Below are 10,169 nucleotides of genomic sequence, written 5' to 3'. Positions count from 1 at the left end.
CCGAGATGTTCGCATGACCGCTCGAACGTTCTCTGGGAGGGTTTCATGGGATTGATCCAGTACCTTCGGATCGCCCGACGCCGATGGATCACCATCGCGGTCGTGCTGCTCATATGTACGGGCGCCGCCGCGTTTCTCACGTCGCGCGCCACACCCATGTATGCCTCGTCAGCACGTCTTTTCGTGTCGACCCAGGAGTCGGACTCGAACAGCGCCTACTCGGGCAACCTCCTGTCGCAGTCCCGCGTCAAGTCGTATGCGGACCTCCTCACGGGTGAAGAGATCTCGCGCCGCGTGGTTCAGAAGCTCAACCTCAACGAGTCGCCCCGAGCACTTGCGAGCCAGATCACGGCGTTCGCCCGGCTCGACACCGTCGTACTCAGCATCAGCGTCACGGATGCTGATCCCGATCGCGCGCAGCTTCTGACACAGACCATCGCCGAAGTCTTTGTGGGCTACGTCAAGGAGCTCGAGACGCCAGACGGCAAGAGCGCAGCGCCGGTCAAGGCAACGATCGTCGACAGGGCAACGACGCCAGATCAACCCATCAGCCCGCAGCCGATTCGCAATCTGATCGTGGCGACGATGCTGGGCCTCCTTCTTGGTGTGGCCCTGGCCGCCATCCGCGATGTGCTGGATCAGTCCACGACAACGCCTGAGGAACTGGCCACGAGGACCGGCGGCGCGCCACTCCTCGGAAACGTGCACTACGACCGAGGGGCGGGGAAGCGGCCACTCATCAGCGCGCTCGACACCCATTCGCCGCGAGCTGAGTCCTATCGCGTACTCCGCACCAACCTTCAGTTCGTCAAGCTCGGCGGAGCCAGCAAGGTCTTCGTGGTCACGAGCGCTGTGCCCGGCGAAGGCAAGTCGACGACCACGATCAACCTCGCGCTCAGCCTGGCCGAGTCCGGCAAGCGCGTACTCCTTCTTGAGGCAGATCTGCGCCGGCCGCGGGTCATGACGTATCTCGGGATCGAGGGTGCCGTCGGTCTGACCACGGTTCTTGTCGGCGAAGTCGAATGGCAGGAAGCGGTTCAGCAATCGCACGGAGTGGATGTCATCACCTCAGGCACCATCCCGCCGAACCCGACCGATCTGCTGCAATCCCCAGAGCTACGAGAGCTTCTCGTTCAGCTGCGCCGGTCGTACGACATCGTGCTGATCGACGCACCACCTCTTCTTCCTGTCGCAGACGCGGCCGTACTCGCTCCCGTGACGGATGGCGCGATCCTCGTGGTCCGTCACGGTTCGACCACACGCGGTCAGGTCAGCGGTGCTGTTGAGCGCCTGCGTTCAGTCGGTGCACGCCTGGCCGGCACGGTGTTCAACATGACGCCCGTCTCCCGTCGCGGCCGCGAGGGCTATGGCTACGGATACGGCTACGCACCTGACCAGCTGACCCGGGCAACCACGGAGTCCTCGGAAGCGGATGCCGAGGCAAGCCTGTCGCGCAAGCAGCGCCGAGCAGCCCGCAAGGCAGACAAGGCCGCCGCCAAGGCTGAGGCCGAGCCAGGCTTGTCGCGCAAGGAGCGCCGCGCCTCACACAAGGCCAGTGCCAGCGACGAGACTGACGTACTCGAGTCTGAGCCCGTATCGGCTGAACTCGGCCATCACTCAAAAGCCGGGGGCGCCAATCAGCTGGCCGGCGATGTAGACGATCGGCGCAGCGAGCGCGACTGACAGCGCACCGGGAAGGCCCCACCCGGCAGCCGGGTGAGAATGTCCCTGCGCCCATTCACGACCGAGCACCTGACCAAGGATCGCGAACACCGCCGCGGTAGCTCCAAGAGTCAGCCCAAGCACCCAGGTCATGGTGGTGTCGACGTTGAGCACGACAGCCGCACCTGCGCCTGCGCCGGCCACGGTCGCGAGTGAGCCGCATACCCAGCGGTCGATCGGCAGGAGCCACACCAAGAGACCAGCACCCACTCCCGCGGCGCCAACGGCAACAACTTCTTCCTGGCCAAACGACTTGACTGCGCCGATCCATGCCACGGTCAAAGCCGCACAGACGCTGAGCGCCACGGAGTATGAGGCCGTCGAGACCAGCTTCGTACGGCCATCGGTGCGAAGCATCTGTGTGGCCAGCGTCAGGAAGACGCCCACGACGATCGCCGGCATGATCGACGCGATGATGCCGTTGTCGGCGTGGCCGAACACCTTGGCGGAGGTGCCGTCGGCGCCCTCGAGTGCGCCCGGCCACATCGTCAGGGCAGTGGCGACCAGACCAGCACCAGCAACAGGTACGAAACGTGGCACCTCGACGTCACTAACAGGTCCGGGTGCCAGCGCGATGAGCAACTGGACCACCACGACAACAGCTGCAACCAGCCACGGATCCGTGAAGGCTGCAAGCGTCAGCAGTCCCGCAAGAGATGAGGACAGCAGCGTTGAGGCGACGTTCGGCACCCCCGAATGATGGCAGGTCAGGGTCTCGCGGCGCCGGTCAACCTCCAGCAAAGGCCGGGAGAAGTTCGACCGTGTTGCCAGCAAACACTCGTACGTCTGAGTGCTCCCGTGATCCGACCGGAGTGCCGTCGATCAGGATCGAGCACGCGTCGATGACGTCCTCGAACCGGTCACTGTCTCGGTGTCTGCGAGTGATCTCCGCCAGGACGTCCGCGAGGGATCCGGCTGCAACGGTCTCCTCGGCAAGGCCTGCTGCCGAACGAGCCGACGCCCAGTAGCGCACTGTGACGTCGTTCTCATCTGGTGGAAATTGTTCTGACACATGTCGTATTGTTGAGCATGCAACGAGGCCACGGTGATTCACCATGGCCCTTTTTCATAGGCAAAAGCGGTAATTCCAGCGAACACTGGAGGTAGCGGATGGCGCACCTGCTCCTGCTGACACGCAGCAAGCAGTCCTCGGTAGAGGTCCTGCCTGCACTCGCCCTGCTCCCGCACCACGTCAAGATCCTTCCCGCTGAGGCCAGCGCGTTGCTCGATGCGCCTCCGTGCGACGCCGTGATTGTCGACGGCCGCCAGGACCTTGCGCAGGTTCGCAGCCTGACGCGCGTGATTCGTACGACCGGCATCGAATGCCCCCTAATCCTGATCCTGACCGAGGGCGGACTTGCCGTTGCGGCAGCCGACTGGGGCATGGACGACGTCATCCTCACCACAGCTGGACCCGCCGAGCTCGAGGCGCGTCTGCGACTCGGTATCGGCCGCGCCGCCGCCGGGCGTGACGGTGACACCGAGAACCACGTGATCTCCTCGAGCGGCCTGGTCGTCGATGACGCCAGCTACACCGCCAAGCTGGAGAACCGCAGCCTTGACCTCACGTTCAAGGAGTTCGAACTCCTCAAGTTCCTCGCTCAGCATCCGGGCCGGGTCTTCACCCGTCAGCAGCTGTTGCAGGAAGTGTGGGGCTACGACTACTTCGGTGGCACACGCACGGTCGACGTCCACGTACGTCGCCTGCGCGCCAAGCTTGGCGTCGAGCACGAGACGTTGATCGGCACAGTGCGCAACGTTGGTTACCGCTTCGTCGCAACCAAGGCCGAACCCGCGCGCGACAACGAGGACGCCGACTCCGCAACCGTCTAGTCTTGGAGGCCTGATGGCCCACCTGACTGCGCACGGCCTGCTCGAGCTCGTACTCGATGAAGGCTCCTTCGAATCGTGGGATTCCCCCATCGATCACAGTGGACTCGATCCGCAGTATCGCCAAGAACTGGTCGCGGCCGCCGAGCGATCCGGGACCGATGAGTCGGTACTGACCGGCCGAGGCTTGATGCGCGGTCGACCCGTCGCGGTGCTCGTCAACGAGTTCCGTTTCCTCGCCGGCTCGATTGGTCGCGAGGCCGCGCAGCGGATCGTGTCGGCCGTACGCCGGGCCACCGCTGAAGGCATCCCCGTACTCGCGACGACCGCCTCGGGCGGCACCCGTATGCAGGAGGGCACCCCCGCGTTCGTCCACATGATCGACATCTCGCGGGCGATCATGGACCACCGCGCAGCGGGCCTGCCGTACCTCATCTACCTGCGTCACCCCACGACCGGCGGAGTCTTCGCCTCCTGGGGATCGCTGGCACACATCACGATCGCCGAGCCCGGCGCCCTGATTGGATTCCTCGGCCCCAAGGTCTACGAGCTGCTCGAAGGCAAACCGTTCCCGCCCAACATCCAAACCGCCGAGAACCTCGCTGATCGAGGCATCATCGACGCCGTCGTACTGCCCGACGAGCTGCCGCTGCTGATCGATCGCGCCCTCGGCCTGCTGGTCGACGCACCAACTCCGCAGACGCGCGAGCGCCGTAGTGGCGAGGTGTACCGGATCCGAAGCGCGTGGGATGCCATTCAAATCACTCGAGCGCCCAAGCGCGCCGGCGTACGCGAGGTGCTGCGCTACGGAAGCGATGCGACCGTTCGGCTGCAGGGCACCGAGAAGGGCGAGCGCGACAGCGCGATGATCGTGGCCTTCGCTCGGCTCGACGGACAGCCCTGTGTCGTGATCGGTCAGGACCGAACGACCCAAACCCGTTTCAAGCCGATGGGGCCCGCAGCTCTGCGTGAAGCCCGGCGCGGCATGCGGTTGGCCAATGAGCTCAAGCTGCCGCTGGTGTCGTTCATCGACACCCCCGGGGCGGAGCTTTCGCCTGAGGCCGAGCAAGGCGCAATTGCCGGCGAGATCGCGCGATGCATCAGCTGGATGTCGACGATGCGAGTGCCGACGGTGTCGGTGCTGCTCGGACAGGGTTGCGGTGGCGGCGCGCTCGCGCTGCTGCCAGCCGATGTCGTCATCGCTGCCGAGAACGCTTGGCTGTCTCCGTTGCCTCCGGAGGGTGCGAGCGCAATCGTGCACGGCGACCTTGAGCACGCAGCCGAGATGGCAGAGGTTCAGCGCATCGGTGCAATCGACCTGCTTGAGGCTGGCACCGTGCACCACATCGTGCCCGAACCTCCCGGTGATACTCCCGAAGCGTTCGCCAAGGCAATTGCCGCCGAGTGCGCAGCACAGCTCCGCGACCTCCGGATTCGATGAGTACCTCTCGTTTGCCGGGATTTGGCGATCTCGCGGAGAGCGCAGCGGCCGTCGATGGTGTCGCACCCTTCAATGAGGCGACGCTGCTCGCGCTTCGAAACCGCGACTCAGCACGTGTGCTCGTGCTGCGAACAACCCCTGAAGGAGCGCTGATCGGCGCCGCCTACGCCTCTGGTGACGCGCCCGTTGAGGTCGTCGTCGATCCAGCTCACCGTCGTACTGGCATCGGTCGAAGCATCGTCGAAGAACTAGTCGCCGACGGCGAGTCAGAGTTCTGGGCACACGGCGATCTGCCTGCAGCGCAGGCGCTCGCAGCCTCCGCAGGCCTGGAAGTCGGGCGTACGTTGCTCGCTCTTCGGCTCGATCTGGTCGAAGCCCCGACGGAGATCGTGCCCGACGGGATCACTCTGCGTACGTACCGAGACGAGGATCTGGACGCGATCGTCGCGGTCAATGCTCGAGCCTTCGCCTCCCACCCCGAGCAGGGATCGATGGATCGTGCTGACTTCGAGCGACGCGCGAGCAGCGACTGGTTCGATCCGGCCGGGCTATTCGTGGCCGAACGTGCCGGGCAAGTCGTCGGCTTTCACTGGACCAAGGTCGAGCAGGGCATCGGAGAGGTCTACGTCGTCGGCATCGACCCAGATGCCCAAGGCGGCGGGCTCGGCAAGGCGCTGACCGCTCGCGGCCTACGCCACCTGTACGAGTCAGGGTTGCGCATCGTCGACCTATACGTCGAGGGCGACAACAGCCCGGCGCTCGCGGTCTATGAAGGTCTGGGCTTCACACCTCACGCGAAGGACGTCATGTATGTACGTCCGCACGTCGCGGACGCTCACTCGCACGAGTGACTAGCTGAGACCCCGCTGCAGGGCGGTCGCCATGCGGCGCACGGCTCGAGGGGCCGAAGAGCCCAGCCCAACCATGTTCACGAATCCGTGGATCAGGCCGTCCTCGCAGACATACTCAACCGGCACTCCTGCCGCCGCCATCTTGTCGGCATACGCCTTGCCCTCGTCCAGCAGCGGATCGAACCCCGCCGTCACGACGTACGCCGGCGCAGCTCCCGACGGATCATGGTGAAGTGGCGAGAGGCGCTTGTCCGTCTTGTCCTCGTCACCTACTAGGTAGTTGTCGTCACCGAGTTCGATGAACGCCTTCGTGAGGAAGTAGCCCTCAGAGTAAAGACGCCGACTCTCGCTATCAGTGCTGAGATCGGTGCGCGGGTAGATCAGCAGCTGAAAGGCAGGATCGGCCACACTCTGGTCCGTACTCGCGTATTGAGCGACGCTCGCTGCCATGTTGCCGCCCGCGCTGTCGCCGCCGACTGCAATACGAGTGGCGTCGATGCCCAACCCCTGGGCGTTCTCGGTGATCCATTTCCAGGCCGCCCAGCAGTCGTCCCATGCGGCAGGGAACGGCGCCTCAGGAGCGAGTCGATAGTCGACCGACACGACACGTACCTGTGCATCTTCAGCGAGGACTCGACACACTGCGTCGTGGCTGTCGAGGTCACCGTAGATCCAGGCCCCGCCGTGGAAGTAGACGAGCGCAGGCGCCGGTCCCTTGAGACCGCGAGGAGTGTAGAACCTCAGAGGCAACGGTCCGCCGGGGCCATCGATCGATCGGTCAGTGACAGCGCCAATCGGCTGGTTGCCACCCGTCAGCTTCGCGCTGGTCAGGACCTGGCGCCGACCTTTGCTGATCGAAAGGGTCTCCACCGCAGGACCTTCGAGCCGCTGCAGCTTCAAAAGGAACTGAATCTCTGGATCGAGGGTTCGTCCGTTGATGACGACAGGGGCGCCCGCGAGCCTTCGGAGGACTGGTCGAGGAAGCTTCAACACAGCGCGGGCAGTACTGCCCTTCGCGCCGTCGATCACCTGATGTGCGATGGACATGGCGCACAAGTTAGCGCATGGACGTGTTCAATTTGCGTTCACCTTGGTCTGTAACGATGAACTGTGGAATCACACGACATTGCGATCGCTGACGTCGAAGCTCCGGCGTCACCTGACGAGTTCGACGTCGACCCTCCGTACGAGGCGGCGGACGCTGACCTGCCCGACGAGCGGTTCCTCGATCGCGAGCTTTCCTGGATCGCGTTCAACGCACGCGTGCTTGAGCTCGCACGCGACGAGGCCATTCCGCTGCTCGAGCGCGCGCGCTTCCTGGCGATCTTCGCGAGCAACCTCGACGAGTTCTTCATGGTGCGCATCGCCGGGCTGAAGCGCCGCATCGCTGCCGGCGTCGCTGTGCCGTCGGCTAGCGGACTCAGCCCACGCGACGTCCTAGCCAGCAGCTTGGCCGCGAGCCAGGAGCTCATGGTCGAGCATGCGGAGGCCTTCCACGCCGAAGTCCTTCCGGCGCTCGCCGACGAAGGAATCCACCTGCTGCACTGGAGCGCGCTCAGCTCGTCGGAACGCGACGCGATCAGCCAGCAGTACCGCGAGCGCATCTTCCCGGTGCTCACACCGCTGGCGGTCGATCCAGCCCACCCGTTCCCGTACATCTCGGGCCTCTCACTCAACCTCGCGCTCCTGATGCGCAATCCCGACACGGGCAAGGATCACTTCGCGAGGGTCAAGGTCCCGCCGATCATCAACCGCTGGATGGAGGCTGAGCCGGGCCGGTTCGTCCCCATCGAAGAAGTGATCGCAGCTCACCTCGACTTGCTGTTTCCCGGTATGGAGGTCATCGCCAAGCACGTATTTCGGGTGACCCGCAACGAGGATCTCGAGGTCGAGGAGGATGACGCCGAGAACCTGCTCAAGGCCCTCGAGCAGGAGTTGTTGCGTCGCAAGTTTGGACCGCCCGTACGTCTTGAGGTCGAAGAGTCCATCGACCCCGGCGTACTTGAGTTGTTGGTCTCGGAGCTCGGCATCAAGGAGGCAGAGATCGTCCGCCTCCGCGGCCCGCTCGATCTGCGCAGCCTCAACGAGATTGCCGACCTCGATCGCCCCAAGCTGCAGTTCGACCCGTTCGTACCCGGTACCCACACCCACCTGGCCGAGGTCGAGACCTCCAGTCCCGCAGATCTGTTCAGCGCTTTGCGCAAGCGCGACGTGCTGGTGCACCACCCGTACGACTCGTTTGCGACCAGCGTCCAGCGCTTCATTGAGCAGGCCGCCGCAGATCCGCGCGTACTGGCGATCAAGCAGACGCTCTACCGAACCTCCGGAGACTCACCGATCATCGACGCGCTCGTCGATGCAGCCCGCGCAGGCAAGCAAGTCCTCGTGATCGTCGAGATCAAGGCGCGCTTCGACGAGCAGGCCAACATCCGTTGGGCCCGCAAGCTCGAACGGGCAGGCTGCCACGTGGTCTACGGACTCGTCGGCCTCAAGACCCACTGCAAACTGTCACTCGTCGTACGTGACGAGCCCGACGGCCTGCGCCGCTACGCCCACCTCGGCACCGGCAACTACAACCCCAAGACAGCACGGCTCTACGAAGACTTCGGCCTGCTGACCTCGGATCCCGACATCGCGAACGACCTGAGCGACCTGTTCAACAACCTCTCGGGGTTTGCGAAGCGGTTCTCCTACCGCAAGCTCATGGTGGCTCCGCAGGGTCTCCGCGACGGCCTCATCGAGCGGATCGACCGAGAAATCAGCAACCACCGGGCAGGGCTCCCATCTGGGATCCGGATCAAGTCCAACTCAATCGTGGACGAGACAGTCATCGACAAGCTCTATGAGGCGTCGCGAGCTGGCGTCAACGTCGACCTGGTGGTGCGAGGCATTTGCACGCTCCGGCCGGGTGTGGCCGGCTTGAGCGAGAACATCCGCGTGCGCAGCATCCTCGGACGATTCCTTGAGCACAGCCGCGTCTACTGGTTCGCCGGCGCTGGTCAACCCGAGGCATGGATTGGGTCAGCTGACCTGATGCACCGCAACCTGGACCGTCGTGTCGAGGTGCTCGTACGCATACCGTCGGCCGAACACATTGCCCAGCTGGGCGACCTGCTCGAGACCAGCGCGTCCGATGACACCAAGTCCTGGCACCTCAGCGCGGACGGCATCTGGAACCTGCACGACGGAATCGATCTGCAGACGACGCTGACCGATCAGGCTCGTTCCAGGCGCTCGCGCTCCTAGCTCGGACAGCTGGCGAACAGCACGGGCCCGAGTCCACCCATATAGCTGGCGGTCACCGGGTCGTGGTCGAACTGCAACGTCGCGGTCGAACCGTCGACTCGCGAACCCGTCAGCTGGAGCGAGTCCTCAACGCGGCCGCTGCCCCCAATGAACGCTCCTCTGGCCAGCGCCTTTCGGGTCGTGAGCTGAGCGGCGGCCTGTGATGGCGAGTCGAATCCCATGGCGAATTTCAGCTGCTGCTTGTTGGTCGACAGATCCGTGAGGCCTCGACCCGCGAAGGCGAAGTCAGCGAGCTGGCCGGCACGCGCAATCGCCGCCGATGCCTGGGCCTGTACGTCGGCTGACTGCTTCTCGAGCGACGCTCCGCTGCAAGCGAACGGGCCGCTCTGGATGAGCGCTGCATCGGAGCCCGCGAGCGCTTGTGCCACCTTGGCAGCCGGGCTGACACTCAGCAGCGACGGCTCGTCGCGGTCGATGGTCTGCAGGACCGTCATGACGTATGTCGGTCGATCTGCTGCGACGACAAGATGCTTGCCAGGAACGATCGCGATCGACGCGAGCGCCGAGGACAGATCGCCGGTGGTCGGTGTCGACTCCGACGCATTCCACACGCGGCCGTCCTGCTGGTAGCCAAGCTTGCGCAGCGCACCACGCACGTCGGACAGCGAGACCGACGAATCAAAACGTCCGACCATCGCAGCTCCGTCAGCTGCCTGCCCGAACACTTCCCATTCCAGATCGGCGACCGACCATCCGAACAACGAATGCATCTCTTCGACAAAACGCCCGATCACCGAGCGGGTCGAGAGGTCACGCAGTGCTGCGTCGTCATTGAGGGTCGCTCGTCCTGCGGCTGTGGATGCGTCACCGACATCAAGACGTTCACGAATATTGGCCCAGTCAGTGAAACCCGCGACCAGCGTGTCAGCCGGCAAAGAGTCCACCGCCGAGGTCAGGGACGAACGAGTATCGCCAACGCGACCCGAGACCCAGTAGCCTCCCGCCAAGGCCACACTGATCACCAGCAGAGGAGCAAGGACCCATGAGAGGACGAATCGCAGACGCATCGGGGCCACTCC

9 protein-coding genes are annotated in these 10,169 nt (G+C 64.5%); 5 read left to right on the top strand and 4 right to left on the bottom strand.

The window, feature by feature from the left end; genetic code table 11:
- The first annotated feature begins 45 nt into the window (after positions 1-45).
- Positions 46-1,683, top strand: coding sequence for a tyrosine-protein kinase domain-containing protein (locus tag J2X11_RS03950; protein WP_309966950.1), 1,638 nt, complete (start codon positions 46-48; stop codon positions 1,681-1,683).
- Here J2X11_RS03950 and J2X11_RS03945 read toward each other — a convergent pair.
- Together J2X11_RS03945 and J2X11_RS03940 are read right to left on the bottom strand one after the other, a co-directional pair.
- The gene (locus J2X11_RS03945) at positions 1,618-2,412 is read right to left on the bottom strand and encodes a hypothetical protein (RefSeq protein WP_309966948.1); all 795 of its coding nucleotides are present in this window, start codon (positions 2,410-2,412) and stop codon (positions 1,618-1,620) included. The two genes, J2X11_RS03950 and J2X11_RS03945, sit on opposite strands and share 66 nt — an antisense overlap.
- A gap of 37 nt (positions 2,413-2,449) precedes the next feature.
- Positions 2,450-2,734: a MoaD/ThiS family protein gene (locus J2X11_RS03940; protein WP_309966946.1), complete on the bottom strand. Its 285-nt coding sequence runs from the start codon at positions 2,732-2,734 to the stop codon at positions 2,450-2,452.
- Between the two features lie 98 nt (positions 2,735-2,832).
- Here J2X11_RS03940 and J2X11_RS03935 point away from each other — a divergent pair, with 98 nt between their 5' ends.
- Genes J2X11_RS03935 through mshD form a run of 3 tightly spaced genes read left to right on the top strand, consistent with a single transcriptional unit; the run spans position 2,833 to position 5,844 of the window.
- Positions 2,833-3,555 (top strand): winged helix-turn-helix transcriptional regulator, encoded by a 723-nt coding sequence (locus tag J2X11_RS03935; RefSeq protein WP_309966944.1) that lies wholly within the window; start codon positions 2,833-2,835, stop codon positions 3,553-3,555.
- A 13-nt stretch (positions 3,556-3,568) separates the two neighbouring features.
- On the top strand, positions 3,569-4,993 hold the full coding sequence (locus J2X11_RS03930; RefSeq protein ID WP_309966943.1) for a carboxyl transferase domain-containing protein: 1,425 nt from the start codon (positions 3,569-3,571) through the stop codon (positions 4,991-4,993).
- Positions 4,990-5,844, top strand: a complete 855-nt coding sequence (mshD, locus tag J2X11_RS03925) for a mycothiol synthase (RefSeq protein ID WP_309966941.1) — start codon at positions 4,990-4,992, stop codon at positions 5,842-5,844. Before J2X11_RS03930 ends, mshD begins: the two co-directional genes overlap by 4 nt.
- Here the strand turns inward: mshD and J2X11_RS03920 are convergent, their stop codons facing one another.
- Positions 5,845-6,891, bottom strand: a complete 1,047-nt coding sequence (locus tag J2X11_RS03920; protein ID WP_309966939.1) for an alpha/beta hydrolase — start codon at positions 6,889-6,891, stop codon at positions 5,845-5,847.
- 159 nt (positions 6,892-7,050) lie between these two features.
- Here J2X11_RS03920 and J2X11_RS03915 point away from each other — a divergent pair, with 159 nt between their 5' ends.
- Complete coding sequence (locus tag J2X11_RS03915) at positions 7,051-9,090, top strand: RNA degradosome polyphosphate kinase (RefSeq protein WP_396127867.1); 2,040 nt, start codon at positions 7,051-7,053, stop codon at positions 9,088-9,090.
- Here the strand turns inward: J2X11_RS03915 and J2X11_RS03910 are convergent.
- A complete protein-coding gene (locus tag J2X11_RS03910) occupies positions 9,087-10,157 on the bottom strand; it encodes a hypothetical protein (protein ID WP_309966937.1) in 1,071 nt (356 codons plus the stop codon). The two genes, J2X11_RS03915 and J2X11_RS03910, sit on opposite strands and share 4 nt — an antisense overlap.
- Positions 10,158-10,169: the final 12 nt, after the last annotated feature.

It is taken from the genome of Aeromicrobium panaciterrae (assembly GCF_031457275.1).
Lineage (GTDB): Bacteria > Actinomycetota > Actinomycetes > Propionibacteriales > Nocardioidaceae > Aeromicrobium > Aeromicrobium panaciterrae_A.
The sequence above is the reverse complement of the archived record's forward strand: the minus strand, read 5'-3'. Positions and strand labels throughout refer to the sequence as shown.

Excerpts from the sequence above, each read along its gene's own strand:
- J2X11_RS03950 (WP_309966950.1), top strand. The coding sequence starts at position 46 with ATGGGATTGATCCAGTACCTTCGGATCGCCCGACGCCGATGGATCACC.
- J2X11_RS03935 (WP_309966944.1), top strand. The coding sequence starts at position 2,833 with ATGGCGCACCTGCTCCTGCTGACACGCAGCAAGCAGTCCTCGGTAGAG.
- J2X11_RS03930 (WP_309966943.1), top strand. The coding sequence starts at position 3,569 with ATGGCCCACCTGACTGCGCACGGCCTGCTCGAGCTCGTACTCGATGAA.
- mshD (WP_309966941.1), top strand. The coding sequence starts at position 4,990 with ATGAGTACCTCTCGTTTGCCGGGATTTGGCGATCTCGCGGAGAGCGCA.
- J2X11_RS03920 (WP_309966939.1), bottom strand. The coding sequence starts at position 6,891 with ATGTCCATCGCACATCAGGTGATCGACGGCGCGAAGGGCAGTACTGCC.
- J2X11_RS03910 (WP_309966937.1), bottom strand. The coding sequence starts at position 10,157 with ATGCGTCTGCGATTCGTCCTCTCATGGGTCCTTGCTCCTCTGCTGGTG.